This window comes from Microbacterium sp. SLBN-146, from assembly GCF_006715145.1.
Lineage (GTDB): Bacteria > Actinomycetota > Actinomycetes > Actinomycetales > Microbacteriaceae > Microbacterium.
This window is the reverse complement of the sequence record NZ_VFMR01000001.1, coordinates 1,331,648-1,347,100: the sequence shown is the minus strand read 5'-3', so window position 1 is coordinate 1,347,100 and position 15,453 is coordinate 1,331,648. Positions and strand designations below refer to the sequence as shown.

The 15,453-nt window shown below is 67.6% G+C and carries 13 protein-coding genes; 3 read left to right on the top strand and 10 right to left on the bottom strand.

Annotated features, from left to right (window positions below):
* Positions 1-11: 11 nt before the first annotated feature.
* The 3 genes from FBY39_RS05755 to FBY39_RS05745 form a co-directional block, all read right to left on the bottom strand.
* Positions 12-1,064, bottom strand: coding sequence for a substrate-binding domain-containing protein (locus FBY39_RS05755; RefSeq protein WP_141930955.1), 1,053 nt, complete (start codon positions 1,062-1,064; stop codon positions 12-14).
* Positions 1,065-1,162: 98 nt separating this feature from the next.
* Positions 1,163-2,254, bottom strand: a complete 1,092-nt coding sequence (locus FBY39_RS05750; protein ID WP_160132961.1) for a LacI family DNA-binding transcriptional regulator — start codon at positions 2,252-2,254, stop codon at positions 1,163-1,165.
* Positions 2,255-2,318: 64 nt separating this feature from the next.
* Entirely contained in the window at positions 2,319-3,707 is a 1,389-nt protein-coding gene (locus tag FBY39_RS05745) for an FGGY family carbohydrate kinase (RefSeq protein WP_141930951.1), read from the bottom strand.
* A 146-nt stretch (positions 3,708-3,853) separates the two neighbouring features.
* On the opposite strand from FBY39_RS05745, the gene FBY39_RS05740 reads away from it, so the two are divergent.
* Positions 3,854-4,822, top strand: coding sequence for a ketose-bisphosphate aldolase (locus FBY39_RS05740; RefSeq protein WP_141930949.1), 969 nt, complete (start codon positions 3,854-3,856; stop codon positions 4,820-4,822).
* A 35-nt stretch (positions 4,823-4,857) separates the two neighbouring features.
* Here the strand turns inward: FBY39_RS05740 and FBY39_RS05735 are convergent, their stop codons facing one another.
* The 4 genes from FBY39_RS05735 to FBY39_RS05720 all read right to left on the bottom strand — a co-directional run bounded on the left by FBY39_RS05735 (position 4,858) and on the right by FBY39_RS05720 (position 9,546).
* Positions 4,858-6,132: an ROK family transcriptional regulator gene (locus FBY39_RS05735; protein ID WP_141930947.1), complete on the bottom strand. Its 1,275-nt coding sequence runs from the start codon at positions 6,130-6,132 to the stop codon at positions 4,858-4,860.
* A 57-nt stretch (positions 6,133-6,189) separates the two neighbouring features.
* Positions 6,190-7,191 carry a sugar phosphate isomerase/epimerase gene (locus tag FBY39_RS05730; RefSeq protein WP_141930945.1) on the bottom strand — a complete coding sequence of 334 codons (1,002 nt, stop codon included), beginning with the start codon at positions 7,189-7,191 and terminating at the stop codon, positions 6,190-6,192.
* Positions 7,192-7,235: 44 nt separating this feature from the next.
* A complete protein-coding gene (locus FBY39_RS05725; RefSeq protein ID WP_260837460.1) occupies positions 7,236-8,429 on the bottom strand; it encodes a Gfo/Idh/MocA family protein in 1,194 nt (397 codons plus the stop codon).
* A 70-nt stretch (positions 8,430-8,499) separates the two neighbouring features.
* Positions 8,500-9,546: a substrate-binding domain-containing protein gene (locus tag FBY39_RS05720; protein ID WP_141930943.1), complete on the bottom strand. Its 1,047-nt coding sequence runs from the start codon at positions 9,544-9,546 to the stop codon at positions 8,500-8,502.
* 218 nt (positions 9,547-9,764) lie between these two features.
* Here FBY39_RS05720 and FBY39_RS05715 point away from each other — a divergent pair, with 218 nt between their 5' ends.
* Both FBY39_RS05715 and FBY39_RS05710 read left to right on the top strand, forming a co-directional pair.
* The gene (locus tag FBY39_RS05715; RefSeq protein ID WP_186336923.1) at positions 9,765-11,282 is read left to right on the top strand and encodes a sugar ABC transporter ATP-binding protein; all 1,518 of its coding nucleotides are present in this window, start codon (positions 9,765-9,767) and stop codon (positions 11,280-11,282) included.
* The gene (locus FBY39_RS05710; protein ID WP_141930941.1) at positions 11,279-12,334 is read left to right on the top strand and encodes an ABC transporter permease; all 1,056 of its coding nucleotides are present in this window, start codon (positions 11,279-11,281) and stop codon (positions 12,332-12,334) included. Before FBY39_RS05715 ends, FBY39_RS05710 begins: the two co-directional genes overlap by 4 nt.
* Before the next feature lie 46 nt (positions 12,335-12,380).
* On the opposite strand, the gene FBY39_RS05705 is transcribed toward FBY39_RS05710, so the two are convergent.
* From FBY39_RS05705 to FBY39_RS05695, 3 genes are all read right to left on the bottom strand, one after another.
* On the bottom strand, positions 12,381-13,625 hold the full coding sequence (locus FBY39_RS05705) for an ROK family transcriptional regulator (protein WP_141930939.1): 1,245 nt from the start codon (positions 13,623-13,625) through the stop codon (positions 12,381-12,383).
* A gap of 478 nt (positions 13,626-14,103) precedes the next feature.
* Positions 14,104-14,697, bottom strand: a complete 594-nt coding sequence (locus FBY39_RS05700) for a hypothetical protein (RefSeq protein WP_141930937.1) — start codon at positions 14,695-14,697, stop codon at positions 14,104-14,106.
* A 91-nt stretch (positions 14,698-14,788) separates the two neighbouring features.
* On the bottom strand, positions 14,789-15,406 hold the full coding sequence (locus FBY39_RS05695) for a hypothetical protein (protein ID WP_222115660.1): 618 nt from the start codon (positions 15,404-15,406) through the stop codon (positions 14,789-14,791).
* Positions 15,407-15,453: the final 47 nt, after the last annotated feature.

Genomic DNA, 15,453 nt, shown 5'->3' with positions numbered 1-15,453 from the left:
CGGGAGGTTGTTTACTCGAACGGGTTGGGAACGTCGAAGCCCTCGGGCGGTGCCGGGAAGGCGTCGAGCGCGGCCTGCGCGTTCTCGGCGGTGACGATCAGGACGGGCGTCTCGACGGTGGACGGGATGTCGGTCCCCGCCATCGCGGCGATGCACGCCTGGACCGACTGCACACCCATGAGGTACGGGAACTGCTCGATTGCGGCCGGCTGACCGCCTGCCACGATGTCGGCAAGCTGGTCCTGCGTACCGTCGATGCCGACGACGGCGACCTCACCGGTCTTGCCCGCCTCTTCGACGGCCTGCTGGATGCCCATCGCCATATCGCCCGACGGTGTGAAGAAGCCCTTGATGTCGGGGTTCGCGATGAGGATCGTCGCGGCGGCGCTCTTGGCCTTGGCCTTGTCGAAGTCGGCCGCGACCGTCTGCGTGATCTCGAGCTTGCCCTCGACGGCCGACTCGAAGCCCGCGAGGCGAGCGATGTTGCCCGGGTCGGCCACGAGGCCGCCGATGAGGGCGACCTGCGAGCCCTCGTCGACGAGATCCAGCATGGCCTCGCCACCCGCGGCTCCGGCGGTCTCGTTGTTGGTGCCGACGTACGTCGTGATCTCGACCCCCGCATCCGCGGCGGCGTCGAGGTCGATCGGCAGGTCGAGGTTCACGATCGGGGTGCCCGCCTGCGAGACGGGAACAAGCCCCGTCAGGAGGTTGGTCTGGCTCGTCGGGTTGACGACGTAGCATCCGTAGCCGGCGTTCACGAGCGCGTTGAGCTTCGTCGCCTGACCGGAGTCGTCCGTGACGTTCTCGGCCGCGACGATCATGAGCTCGACGCCCGCTTCGTCGGCGGCCGCCTGGGCGCCCTCGGCCATCGCGCCGAAGTACGTGTTGTCGAGCGGCTTGATGACGAACGCGATCTTGTTGGTGTCCGCGCCACCCCCTGCGTCGCCCGCGTCGCCCGATGCGCCGGGGCTGGCGGAATCGGAACACGCTGTGAGCGTCAACGCTAGGATGGCGACCGTCGCGGCGGCCGCTCCAACGGTCCGCATCCGGGTAGTTCTTGCCATTGTTCTCTCCTTTGAGGATGTGATCGGGTACTTCTGGTGCGACGTGCGGGGCTGATCGCAGTGTTGGCTTCCGGCTCAACTGCGGTCAGCCCTCTCTCTTACCCGTCTGTCGCCGACGGGAGCTTCTGGGGTGGGATCGCGCCCATCATGAGCGGCGTCGTGAGCGGGATGCATCCGCACGTCGTGCCGAATTCGATGTCGATGTCGACGGACTCGTGGCGCGGTGGGAGGGTCGGGTCCTGCGTACGCTCGGCGAGCAGGCGCATCGCCTTGGCCGCGACGGTCTGCACGGGGATCACGCCCTGCGTCGGCTTGAGGCCCGTGACGGTCGCCTCGCCGATGGAGTCGATCGTCGTCACGAGAACGTCGCGGGGCACGTGGAGTCCGAGCCGCGCGACGGCGGCCATCGCACCCCAGAACATCCGGTTGTTGGTCGCGAACACGCCGAACGGCGGAGTGAGGGTCCGGAAGATCTCGATCGCACCGGCCGCCGCGTCATCCGGGGTCGCGTGCCCCGCCGTGACGTGCGTCTCGAGACCCGCCTCCTCCATGACCCGGAGGTAGCCCTTCTCGCGATCGGAGACGTTCGACACGCGCGTGTTTCCGGCGACGAGCACGACCTGCGTCAGCCCATGGTGCTTGACGAGGTGCTCGACGAGGCGCCGCGCGGCGCGACTGTTGTCCGCCAGGACGTGGTCGGCGGTGGATGCCACGGAGGGCACGGTGCGATCGACGATGACGGTGGGGATCTCGGACACGGCGTCCGGGAGGCTCGGCGCGCCGCTCGGAAGGATGATGAGGCCGTCCACGCGCTGCTGACGGAACGTGCGGAGGTAGCGCTCTTCCTGATCGGGCTCTTCATCCGAGTCACCCAGCAGGAGAGTGGGAGACGTCGGAGCGAGGCGCTCCTCGATCGCGCGCGTCAGGAGCGCGAAGAAGCCGTTGCGGACGTCGGGGATGATGAGGCCGATGAACCCCGACCGCTTGGTCCGCAGTCCCGTCGCAGCGGCGTCGCCCACGTAGGCGAGCTCGGCGACGGCGGCCATGACACGCTCGCGCATCGCTTCGGCGACATAGGCTTCGCCGTTCAGCACGCGCGACACGGTCTTGGTCGACACGCCGGCGTGCCGGGCGAGGTCGACGAGGCGGGCGGGCGGGCGGAGGCCGGGACGCGAGGACGACTCGGTCATGAGGGCCACCCGGATCGCGAGGACGCACGCATGCAGGAAACCTTTCGACGGCGTGAGGATCGGCTCATGCACGACCCCCGATGCCCTCGACGAAGGACTCGGCGCCGGAGAGGGGGATCGTGTCGGCCGGCGGATACTCCTCCGGCGCCCACCATCCTCCCGCGACTCCCGCGAGGAGTGCCGCGCCGCGCGACACGGCCTCGCGCTCCTCGGCCATCGCGACGGGGTGCTCCGCGCGGCGAAGCTTGGCCTCGACCCATCGGCGGCTGCGCAGGCCGCCGCCGATGAGGAGTGTCTGTCCCGCGACGTCCGAGATGGCGCGCAGGCGGATCTCGGCATCGGCGGATGCTGCCGCGTACCCCTCGAGCGTCGAGGCCCAGGCTTCTTCCGCAGGGAGCGCGAGCACGGCGGCGGGGATGTCGCCGTCCTGCATCGCGACGAGTGAGGGGAGGTCGAGCGGCTGCGCGTCCACGCGGATGGCCGAGAACTCGATGTCGTCGCGGTCGACCCGGAGGGCGCGCTGCAGGTTGCGCAGAGCAAGACCGGGACGGAGCGTCTCCCACAGCAGCATGTGCCGGGCCGTCCCGGGCCACGCCGTGATGGTGAGGTCGCCCAGCTGGTCCGGCCAGCTCGGGTGGTCGCGCTTCGTGGGGGACGACGCATCCCACGACACCACGAGGGGCTCCCCCGTCCCCATCGAGTCGATGACCTCCGTGCGGTCCCCGCCGGCGCCGATGACACCCACGGGGTGGTCGTGCCCCGCGATCGTCACGGGGATGCCGGCACGCAGGCCGCTCCAGCGAGCGCCCTCGGGCGAGACACGGCCGAGGTTCGTCCCCGCGACGCGCGCGGGCGCCCACACGAGCGAGTCGAGGCCGAGAGACGCGAGGATCTCGCGGTCGTACTCCGCCGTGACGGGATTGAAGGCGCCGCTCGTCGCGGCGAGGGACTGCTCCTGGGCCAGGACACCGGTGAACCGCCAGACGGTGAGACCCGCGACGCCCGTCCAGGTGCCGCCGGACTCGTAGCCGTTGCGCAGCAGCCAGCCGAGCTTCGCGATGCTCGTGACGCTGCGCGCCTGTCGACCCGTACGGCGACGGATCTCCTCTGCGCCGAAAGTCTGGACGAGCTCGTCGACGATCTCCGTGCCGCGTTCGTCGTGCCACGCGACGAGCGGGAGGTTCGTGGGTCCGTCGGCACGGATGATCGTGCCCGTCTCCCCCATGCTCGCGACGCCGACGGCGACGATCCGCGATGCGAGGACACCGAGGTCGGCGATCGCCGATCGGATGGCGAGGAAGAGCGCCTCGGTCGACATCTCGACGCCGTGCGCACCGGCCGCGAAGGGCGTGGGAGCCACGCCGATCCCGATCGACCGACCGTGCCGGTCGATCGCGTTCGCCTTGATCGACGAGGTGCCCAGGTCGATGCCCAGAAGCAGTTCGTCTCGCATGTGCTGACACCATCCTCTTCGACGTTCGGAAACGACGTCGTTTCTGTCTAACGATGGACAAAGTAACACCCGCAACCTAGTCTGTCTACCGTTGTCAGAAAATCCGCCCGTCACCTTCGACGGGCCTATGAACGGAGGACGAGCCCGTGGCTCTCATCACTCTCACCGCCGCACTCGACGCTGCACGCGCGGGAAGTTACGGAGTCGGGGCGTTCAACGTCACCGATCTCGCTCAGGCCGAAGCCGTCCTGGACGCCGCTGCGGAGACGGACTCGCCCGTCATCGTGCAGACGATCGCCGGAGCGTCGACGCACGGTCGCGACGAACTGTTCTGGGAGGCTCTCGTGAACCTCATCGCCCACTACCCCGACGTGCCCGTCGTCCTCCATCTCGACCACGGAGCCACCTACGACGACTGCGCCCGCGCCATCGCGGCGGGCTTCACAAGCGTCATGATCGATGGCAGCATGCGCGACGACCACGTGACCCCCGCCACCTTCGAGGAGAACGTCGCCGTCACACGTCGCGTCGTCGAGCACGCTCACGCCCACGGTGTGTCCGTCGAAGGCGAGCTCGGCACGATCGGCGGCTCGGAAGACGGCGGTGCGAGCAACAAGGAGATCGTGCTGGCCGACCCCGACGAAGCCGAGCGCTTCGTCGCCGAGACCGGCGTCGACGCGCTCGCCGTCGCGATCGGAACGTCGCACGGCGCCTACAAGTTCACCAGCCCGCCCGACGGCACGGTGCTGCGCATGGACCTCATCGAAGAGATCGCGAATCGCGTCCCGTCGACGCACCTCGTCATGCACGGCTCCTCGTCGCTGCCGGCCGACCTCCGCGAGATCATCAACGCCCACGGCGGGAAGCTCCCCGAGTCATGGGGCGTGCCGGAATCCGAGAAGGCCCGCTCGACCAAGCTCGGCATCCGCAAGATCAATCAGGGAATGGACTCGCACATGGCGCACGCGGCCGCGGTGCGCACCTACCTCGATGAGGACGGCATCGGATGCGACCCGGCGCTCTACGGGTCGCGGGGCCGCGTCGCGATGCAGCAGATGGTCGCCGAGCGGATGCAGGTGTTCGGTCAGGCGGGCCAGTCGTACCGCCACCGCTGACGTCCCTCGCAGCCTGTCGGGCTTTCCGGAGAATCTCAGCAGGGAGGACTGACGGTCGGCGGCGCGGCGAGATCTCGGCGAGCGCCGACCGTGTCCAACCGACGAGTCGGAACGACGGTCGGGTCGCCGAGCACTCGACCGAAGACGAGCTCCGCGGCGCCGATGAGGAGCAGCCCATCGTCGAGGTCCGGCTTCACGAGCATCGGTTCGTCGGAACCGCCCGGAAGGACCGGGCGCGTACGCGCCCGGATCTCGGATTCACCGACGACGGAGAGCAGCTGCGCGAGGTAGCCCCCGAGAATCACCGTGCGGGGGTTGAAGATGTTGACGATGGAGCGCAGCGCGATGGCCAGACATGAGACCTGCCTGTCGATCTCCCGCCCTCCGGCGGACGTCGGGCACAGCCACGCGAGTTCCATCGCCCTGGTCACGAGCGAGGGCTCGACATCGTCGAGCCCTGCGGCAGCGAGGAACCTAGCGCGGCGGACTTCCGCCTCCAGACAGCCCGTCGCGCCGCAGTGGCACCGCGGTCCGCGGGTCGATACCGAGGTATGGCCGAACTCGCCCGCGTTGCCGCCCTGACCCGCGATCAATCGGCCGTTGATCACGATGCCCCCGCCGATGCCGCTCGCACCGCCGTTGAGGGAGATGATGACGCCGTCGCCGCGCCCGGCCCCGAAGGTGCTCTCGGCGACCACTCCGCAGTTGGCGTCGTTGCCGACCACCGTCCGCAAGCCGGTCGCTTCCTCCACGAGCTCCGCAAGGGGCACGTCCCGCCATCCCAGGTGCGGAGCGAGGATGACGGACCCGTCGGTCTCGCGCACGAGCCCGGGAAGCGCGATCCCGACCCCGAGGATCGAGGCCTCGCCCCCGGTGGGGCTCATCCCCGGGATGAGCGCGCTGACCACCTTCACGAACTCCCCCTCGGTCGGGGGGCGCTCGGTTCGGTGAACCACTCGGTGGAGGATGCGTCCGCTGAGTCCGACGAGAGCGACATCTATCGCGTCGACCTCGGGGTTGACCGCGATCGCGATCGCCCGGTCCGACGCAGCGACCGACGGGCTGGGCCGACCGACCTTTCGAGTACTCGTCGATGGCTGCTCGACGATGAGTCCGCGTCGGCCGAGCTCCGCGACGAGGCCGCCGATCGTCGAACGATTGAGTCCGGTGGCACGGGTGATCTCTGCGCGCGAGAGGGCGCCGTCGCGGTGAACGAGTCGCAGTACCTGCGCGAGGTTCTGGCGCCGCACATCATCGATGGTCGCGCCGAGCGTCGAGCTCGGAGAATCGGCTCTCGTCACATCCGTCATCGGCCACCCTCCGGTGCCTCGTCATCGCGCACGGTCCCGAGGCGGACCCGTCGGGACTCAGTTGCTGCTGAACGCCGCATCGAACGACGCGGCCGGGGGTGTGATCTCGTTCAGCTTGCGTACGAAAGCAAGAGCTTCCGGGGCACCGATGAGCCGATCCATACCCGCGTCCTCCCACTCGACGCTGGTGGGTCCGTCGTATCCGATCGCGTTGAGCGCGCGGAATAGCGGTTCCCAGGGCACAGCACCATGCCCGGTCGATACGAAGGTCCACCCTCTCCGCGGGTTGGCCCACGGCAGATGAGAGCCGAGAACCCCGTTGCGGCCATCGAGGTTCGTGATCGACTCCTTCACGTGGACGTGGAAGATGTGATCGGCGAAGTCGAGCACGAATGCCACCGGATCCAGTTGCTGCCACATGAAGTGCGACGGGTCGAAATTGAACCCGAACACGTCCGGCCGATTGATCGCGTGCAGCGCCGCTTTCGCGGTCCAGTAGTCGTAGGCGATCTCGCTCGGGTGGACCTCGAGGGCGAACCGCACACCGACCTCCTCGAACACGTCGAGGATCGGATTCCACCGTGCGGCGAAGTCGTCGTACCCGGCGGCGATCCACTCGTCAGAGGCCGGGGGGAACATCGCCACGGCCTTCCAGGTCGCCGACCCGGTGAACCCGTTGACGGTTTTGACGCCGAGCTTCGCGGCGAAGCGGGCCGTGTTCTTCATGTCCTCTGCAGCGCGGCGCCGGACGCCTTCAGGATCGCCGTCGCCCCACACCCGGTCCGACAGGATGTCGCGGTGGCGCTCATCGATCGGATCGTCGCACACCGCCTGACCCGTCAGATGGTTCGAGATGGCATGGACGGCAAGTCCGTTGCGGGCCAGAATGTCCCGCCGCGACTGGACGTATTCGGCGTCGTCCCATCGTGAGACATCGATGTGGTCCCCCCAGCAGGCGATCTCGAGGCCGTCATATCCCCACTCGCCTGCCAGGCGCGCAACCTCCTCGAACGGCAGGTCGGCCCACTGACCGGTGAAAAGCGTGATCGGTCGCGTCATGGCGTGTTCTCCTCTGCTGGATTGTCTTGTCGTGATGTGGAACGTCAGCCGACGGGCGTCCACCGCGCGTCGGCCGCCGAACTCCGCTCGACGGCATCGAGGACACGCTGCAGGTGCAGACCATCGGAGAACGACGGGGTGGGGGCGACGCCCTCGCTGATCGCGGACACGAAGTCGACGACCTGGTGGGAGAAGCCGTGCTCGTAGCCCAGCATGTGGCCCGCTGGCCACCACGGAGCGAGATAGGGATGGCCGGGCTCGGTGACCAGGACGCGACGGAAGCCCTGTTCGAGCTCGGGGTCGTTCGCGTCGAAGATCTCCAGTTCGTTGAGACGCTCGAGGTCGAACGCGATCGCACCACGAGAGCCTGAGATCTCGATGGTCAGTGCGTTCTTGCGACCGGTCGCGAATCGCGTCGCCTCGAACGTCCCGATCGGACGGAACCCGCTCTCGACCGCGAACCGGCCGGTGAAGACCGCGATGTCGTCGACGGTGACCCGGCCCAGCTCGTTGGAGGCGGTTCCGGAAAGCCCCACCTTCTCACCGAGCAGGGGGCGCTCCGTCACGATGGTGTCGATCGTCCCCGAGACGCCGTCGAGGCGGAGGCCCGTCATGTACTCGGCGAGATCTATCGCGTGGGCGCCGATGTCACCGAGCGCCCCAGATCCCGCCCGGTCCTTCTCGAGCCTCCACGTCATGGGACCGGATTCGTCGCGGAGCCAGTCCTGACGGTAGGCGGCCCGCACCTGCCGGATCTCTCCGATGCGGCCGGCCCCGATGAGGTCACGCGCGAAGGTGGCCGCCGGTGCGCGCCGATAGGTGAATCCGACCATCGAGCGGACGCCGCGTTCCGCGGCCGCGGTTGCCGCCGCAGCCATGACCTCGGCCTCGGCGACGGTGTTGGCCAAGGGCTTCTCGCACAGCACGTGCTTGCCGGCTTCGAGCGCCGCGACGGCGATCTCGGCGTGAGAGTCTCCCGTGGTCACGATGTCGACGACGTCGATGTCATCGCGCTCGATCACCTCGCGCCAATCGCCCGAGGACTCCGCCCATCCCCATTTCGCCGCAGCGCGCTCGACAGCCGCCTCGTCACGGCCGGCGACCACCTGCATCCTGGGCGTGAGAGCGAGCTCGAAGAATCGGGGGGCGACGCGCCACCCTTGGGAGTGGGCTGCGCCCATGAAGCCGTGGCCGATCATGGCGACGCGCAGCGGGCGATCGCGGGGTGAGTCTGTCATCGCGAGATCCTCTCGTGGATAGGGCAACGGGGCGCCCGCCCGGATGGACGGACGCCCCGGTGGTGTGTCGTCAGGAATCGAACGAGAGGCCGATGAAGTCGGCGACGTTGTCCTTCGTGACGACGGGAGCGTCGAGCACGATCCGGTTCGGGACCGACGGGGTGATGAGGTCGCTCATCGTCTTGCCCTGGGCGATGAGGCGTGCCAGCGCGATACCGTCAGCGGCCTGCGTCGAGGGGTAGATGACGGTCGCCTTCAGGACCGAGTCGTCGGCCTCGATGGCTTCCATCGCGTTACGGCTCCCCGCGCCGCCCATCATGATGAACTCGTCACGACCGGCCGCGTTGATCGCAGCCAGCACACCGATGCCCTGGTCGTCGTCGTGGTTCCAGATGCCATCGATCTGCGGGTTGGCCGACAGCAGCTGCGACGTGACAGCCTCACCACCGGCAACAGTGAAGTCCGCCGCCACACGCGGGCCGACCTCGAGGCCGCAGTCGCTGAGCGCGTCCGCGAAGCCCGCCGAACGGTCCTGCGTGAGGGGCAGCGAGTCGATCCCGGCGATCTCCGCGATGACCGCGTCAGGGTTGTCACCGAACTGCTCGCAGAAATACGTACCCGCCGAAACACCCATGCCGTAGTTGTCACCGAGGATCGTGGCGCGCGCAGCGAACGGGCTGGAGAACTCACGGTCGACGTTCACGACGGGAATCCCCGCCTCCATCGCCTTGATCGCCACCTCGGTGAGCGCCGCACCATCAGTGGGGAGCAGAACGATCGCGTCCACGCCCTCGTTGATGAACGTCTCCACCGCGGCGATCTGCGCGTTGGCGTCGTTCGTCCCCTCCGCCTGACGCAGCTCGACATCGTCGAAGCTCTCCGCAGCGGCAAGAGCACCCGAGTTGATCGCACCGAGCCAACCATGATCGGCAGCAGGACCCGAGAAGCCGATGACGACCGTCTCACCAGCCTCCGCATTCTCCTCGCTCGTCGTGCCCTGATCGACGACCTCCTCCTCCGTCGCACCACTGGTGCAGCCGGCGAGAAGGCCGATGGCGAGGACAGACGCCCCCACACCGAACAGCGCGCGCGTCGCGAGCTTGTGATTCCGTGCCATGTTTCTCTCCCTTGAGGTGTGAGTGCAGGTGAGTCGGGTGCCGCATCACCATCGGCGCGTTTGTTTGTAGTGACATCAAATAACGGCCAGGGGCACCATAGCAATGACTCAGATCGTTGTCTAGACACGGACAGAGGGCTAAGCAAGACGTCATCAGAACGATCTTTCGCGGCACAGTTCGTGTTGTGTGCAGCGCACGGAGGCTATATGTTGCGAGCATGATCAAAGTCGAGCAGCCGGTTCTTCTGGACGTGAAAGGCCTGAAGAAGTCCTTTGCCGGCGTCCGCGCGCTGAAGGACGTCAGTCTCGACATCCGGGCCGGCGAAGTGCACTGCATCCTCGGACAGAACGGCGCCGGGAAGTCGACTCTCATCAAGACGCTCGCGGGCGTTCATCAGCCTGACGAGGGCCAGATCCTGTGGATGGGCGACTCGGTGACGATCCCCGATCCGCAGGCGGCGATCGAACTCGGCATCGCCACGATGTACCAAGAGCTCGACGTCGTCGACGGGTTGACCGTCGCAGAGAACATCTTCCTCGGACACGAGCTCTCCCGGGGCGGTTTCACACGCCGAGGGAGGGCATACAAGCAAGCGCGCGAGCTCATGAAGCGGCTGGGACACAGCGCGATATCGCCCCGCACCGAGGTCGGCACCCTCAGCGCGGCCAACAAGCAGATCGTGAGCATGGCACGGGCGCTCTCGCACGACATCAAGCTCATCATCATGGACGAGCCTTCAGCGGTCCTCGACTCGGAGGAGGTCAAGAACCTCTTCGCCGTCGTGCGCGAGCTCACGAGTGCGGGAATCGCCGTCGTCTACATCACTCACCGGCTCGAGGAGATCCGACAGATCGGCGACCGGATCACGGTCATCAAGGACGGACGGAGCATGGCTCACGGCTTGCCCGTCGGCGATACTCCGACATCCGAGCTCATCCGGCTCATGACGGGACGAGCGGTCGAGAACGTCTTCCCGCCCGCGGTTCCCGTGCCCGGCGGCTCCCCCGTGGTCCTCGATGTCGAGGGCCTCGAACTCGAGGGCGTGTTCTCGGATGTGTCGTTCACGGTCAGGGCCGGCGAGATCGTCGGTCTGGCGGGACTCGTCGGGTCCGGAAGGTCGGAGATCCTCGAAACCGTCTACGGCGCACGTCGATCCACGGGGGGTCGGGTGTCCATCGCGGGCGCGCCCCTCAAACGAGGCTCGGTGATCGCGGCGGTGAAGGCGGGAATGGGACTGTCACCGGAGGAGCGGAAGTCGCAGGGTCTCGTCCTCGACGAGCCCATCTACGTCAACGTCACTCTCTCGTCGCTTCCGCGATTCGCGCGCGCAGGGTGGGTGGACACCCGTGCCGAGCGGAAGGCGGCGGCCGAGCAGATCACGGCTCTCGATCTCCGCCCGGCCGACCCCGACCGCCCCGCGATCACGCTCTCCGGAGGGAACCAGCAGAAGATCCTGCTCGCCCGATGGCTGGTCCATGGGACGCGTGTTCTGCTGCTCGACGAGCCGACGCGCGGCGTCGACGTCGGTGCCCGAGCGGAGATCTACGCCCTCATCCGCCGACTGGCAGCGGATGGCAACGCGATCGTGATCGTCTCGAGCGAGATCGAAGAGGTGCTCGGCCTCGCCGACACCGTGCTGGTCGTCGCCGACGGACGTGTGCTCGACACGCTGCCGGCATCCGAAATCGATGAGCACGGCGTGCTCGAACTCGTCATGAAAGGAGCTGCCGCGTGAGCGAGCAGACGAAAACGGAACCCGGTGAGCTGTCGGCGTCCCCTCCCACCACCACGGCGACGCTCGTGACCGAGCCGCAGTCCGCCGTGCGCCGGGTGCTGTCCGGCCCGGTCGGCCGCAACTTCGGTCTCGTCGCCGCGCTCATCCTCCTGATCATCGTGGGCGCCGTGACAGCAGGAGACAGCTTCCTCGGCGTCTCCAACCTCCTCACGATCCTCCGCCAGGCCTCCATCATCGGCGTCATCTCCATCGGCATGACACTCGTCATCATCGCCGGCGGCATCGACCTCTCCGTCGGAGCCGTCATGGGCCTCGCCTCCGTCGCAGCCACCCTCGCCGTCATCCAAGACGTCGTCCGCGACACCCACTGGATCTTCATGATCCTCATCGCCCTCGCCGTCGGCGTCGCCGCCGGCCTCATCAACGGCATCGTCATCGCCTACGGCAACGTCGTCGCCTTCATGGCCACCCTCGCCATGCTCGTCGCCGCACGCGGCCTCGCCGAAATCCTCGCCGAACGCCGCACCCTCGTCGTCAACAGCCGCGACTTCATCGACTTCATGAACACCAACCTCCTCGGCGTCGACATCCTCATCTGGATCTTCGCGATCGTCTCCATCCTCGGCTGGATCGTCCTCAACCGCACCACCTTCGGACGACGCACCGTCGCCATCGGCGGCAACCGCGAAGCCGCACGCCTCGCCGGCATCAACGTCAAACGCCACACCATGTGGCTCTACGCCATCGCCGGCCTCACCGCCGGCATCGCCGCCGTCATGATCCTCGGCCGCACCACCGCCGGAACCTCCACCCACGGCCTCCTCTACGAACTCGACGCCATCGCCGCCGTCGTCGTCGGCGGAACACTCCTCATCGGCGGCCGCGGCACCATCGTCGGCACCGTCTTCGGCGTCCTCATCTTCGCCACCCTCACCAACGTCTTCGTCCAAAACAACCTCACCTCCTCCGTCCAAGCCGTCGCCAAGGGCGTCATCATCGTCGTCGCCGTCCTCCTCCAACAGCGATTCGCCCGACCCGGCGGGCGCGGCTGAGGCCGAGGCGCCTGCGAGGCGAACGCCCCCGCGCGAGCGGGATCGATCAGCCCGCAGCCAGGGGCTCTGGTCGGCGCTCGTTCGATTGGTCGTGAACGGCTACCGAGGTCGGGTCTCGCAGCACAGCCTGGAAGACGAGTTCACCCGCACCGATCAAGAGGTTGTCCTCGAGCGTCGAGGAGACGATCCGCACTTCCGAGGCAGGACCCGGGAGCGCGGAGTGCTCGACGGCCTCCTGCAGGGCGCCGCCGGTGGCGTTCCGCACAGACGCGAGGAATCCTCCGAGCACGACGATCCCCGGATTGAAGGTGTTGACGAAGTTCCGAAGAGCGATGCCGAGGAACTCCAGCTGACGGTCGACGACGGCGGTGACGTTCGGGTCGGTGAGGTAGAGGGTGCGCAGCCGATCTTCCAATTGCGCGTTCGTGGCGGTCTCGAGCCCGACGGCGGCCAGGAGATCGTTGCGGTTGACCTCGGTCTCCAAGCATCCCACCGCCCCGCAGTGGCATCTGAGTCCGTCCGAGTTCACCAGGGTGTGTCCGAGTTCGCCGCTGAATCCGCCTTGACCGGTGAGAAGCTGCCCCCCGACGATGGCTCCGCCACCGATGCCACCCGAACCGCCGTTCAGGTAGACGACGTTCTCCTCGCCGGCACCCTCGCCGAATTGCCCTTCCGCCACGACGCCGCACGTCGCGTCGTTGGCCGCCCACGCGGGTATCCCCGTCGCCGTCACGACCATCTCGACGAGCGGCTCGTCGCGCCAGTCGAGGTGGGGAGCGACCCGCACGATCCCGTCACGCGCCCCGACGAGCCCCGGAACGGCGATGCCGATGCCGAGCACGGATCCGCGATGAGACAGCTCCAGCCCGCGAAGCAGGGCTTTGAGCGTGCTCACGGTCTGCGTGGCGCTGGGCGACTGCTCCATGTCGAAGCGGAACTCTCGGAGCACCCGCCCGCCCATCGCGACGACGCCGATGGTGATGGCATCCGTATCGGGGTTCAGAGCCACCGCGATGTGCCGCTCCGACGGGCCGACGATCGTACTGGGGCGACCGACGCGCTTCGTGTCGACGGGCTGCGAGACCGTGACGAGCTCGAGCGACTCGAGTTCGGCGACGATCGTCGCGACCGTGGAGCGATTCAATCCGGTCGCGTGAGTGATTTCGGCGCGCGTGATCGACCGATTGGCGTGCACGAGCGAGAGCACCGCGCCGAGGTTCTGACGCCGAAGGTCCTCCAGATTGCTGCCGCGGGATCCGGCACGCGCGCCGCCGTCGGCCGTGTCCTTCATCCACCCTCCCGGTCACTCCTGCGTGCCTGCGGTCAAGGGAGCGGAGGCGTGAGCTGTCTGCGATCTTGATGCTACTCGCAATTGTTGTCGTCTGAGCCGAATGTTCCGTGCCGCGTCACGCGCGATGACACCTCAGACGATCGTCGATCCAGCTCCGGGAGCGGAAGGGTCTTACTGGCCGGATGGCTGGGGATAGCGGGCCACGAAGCCTCCCACGAGGTCCCGATACGCGTTCCAGGTCGGGCGAGCTCGGGTCTCGCCGAACTCCGGCAGCAAAGGCGCCACTCCGCGGGCCGGTCTGACGATCGACCTCGCCTCCCACTTGGTCGACGGGACCTCTGTGACGATCGCCTGCGGCATGTTCTCCTCGTTCCGCTGCTCTTCCTCGAGCGCGACTCGCGGCCGTTCGGCCACCCATGACGCTCAGAGCGTACTGAGATTATTTGTTGTTAGTCAACACATAGTTGCGGGTTCAACATCACTGGGCTGAGGCAGGCGTCCGCTTGCGCGACATCCGCACCGCAACGACGATCGCGGTAGCCACGACCGCACCGATCCCCACGCCCAGCCAGACGCCCATGCCGGGATCACCGGGGGTCGTGGCACTCGCCGTGGGAGCCGAGAGGGCGTCCGACGCGGCGGGCTCATCGTGGTCGTCCTCGACGACATCGGCGACCGAGATCTCGATCGGCATGCTCTTCTCGAACGCGACCGGATCGGTGATGCGCACCGTGATCTCCCACTGTCCCGCGGGAAAGGAGCCGGCGGGCGTCTCCCAGATGCCGACGCCCTGACTCGCCGAAGACAGCGCGATCGGCTCAACGACCTCCCCGCTGCTGGATCGCCCCTCGACGGTCGCCGTCAGCAGCGCGTCGACCGGGTGACCGTCTTCGATGTAGATGAACGTCACGTACACCCCGCCGAGCCCGTCGTGGGCGACCTGCGCGTCGATCTTTCCATGGTGAGCCTGCGCGGGTGCAGCTGAGAGCACGAACGCGAACGCCGTCGCGACGGCGATCATGATCGCGACAGCCGCGCGTCGCAGATTCACGTTACGTGTCAGGAAACTCATGTCTTCACTTTCGGATCTCGTCGTCGCGTCCGTCTCACGAACGGAGTATTCGGGTGGGGCGAGGGTGGAAGACCACCCCCGCCCCGGAGGGTCACTCGAACAGGGAAAGCGTCAGCACCGATGCATACGAGCCCGGCACGACGGTGGAGGGGGTGCGGAGGAAGAGGTCGGCCGTCACGGTCCACGCTCCCTCCTCCGCGAGCATCCCGGAATCCGCCGCCATCGCAAGAAGCTCCCGATCGACAAGGCCGACGTTGTTCGGGCCTTCGTCGAGCACCGTCTCGACCGGATCGCCCTCGGACACCAGACCCGACTCCCCGCCATCGAGCAGTTCGGGCGCCCAGCCGAGGTTCGCGGCCGAGATCTCCGGCTGGCCGCCGTCTCCCGTGAAGGATGACGCAGATCCCAGGACGTACCAGAAGGCACCCTCGGGGATCTCGTCCGCCGTTCGGGTGTCCGTGATCGTCACCGTCGGCAACGAACCGGTGAACTGGCGCACCGTCGACGTCGAACCGTTCTCGGTGAGTGCCACCGACGAACCTGCAACGCTCATCGCGAGCGCCCCCGGCTCGTCGATCTCGGCGATCTGGACGGTGACGTCGATGTCTTCATCCTGCTCGGCGGCCGTCGCCGCAGTCGCAGCTCCCGCCAGAACAGCCACACCCGCGGCGAGCATCGCGCACCGCGCGACGATCTCTCTCTTACCCATCTCGTTCTCTTTCTCTGTGATCGGCGGCATCCCGCCGGAAACGTGTC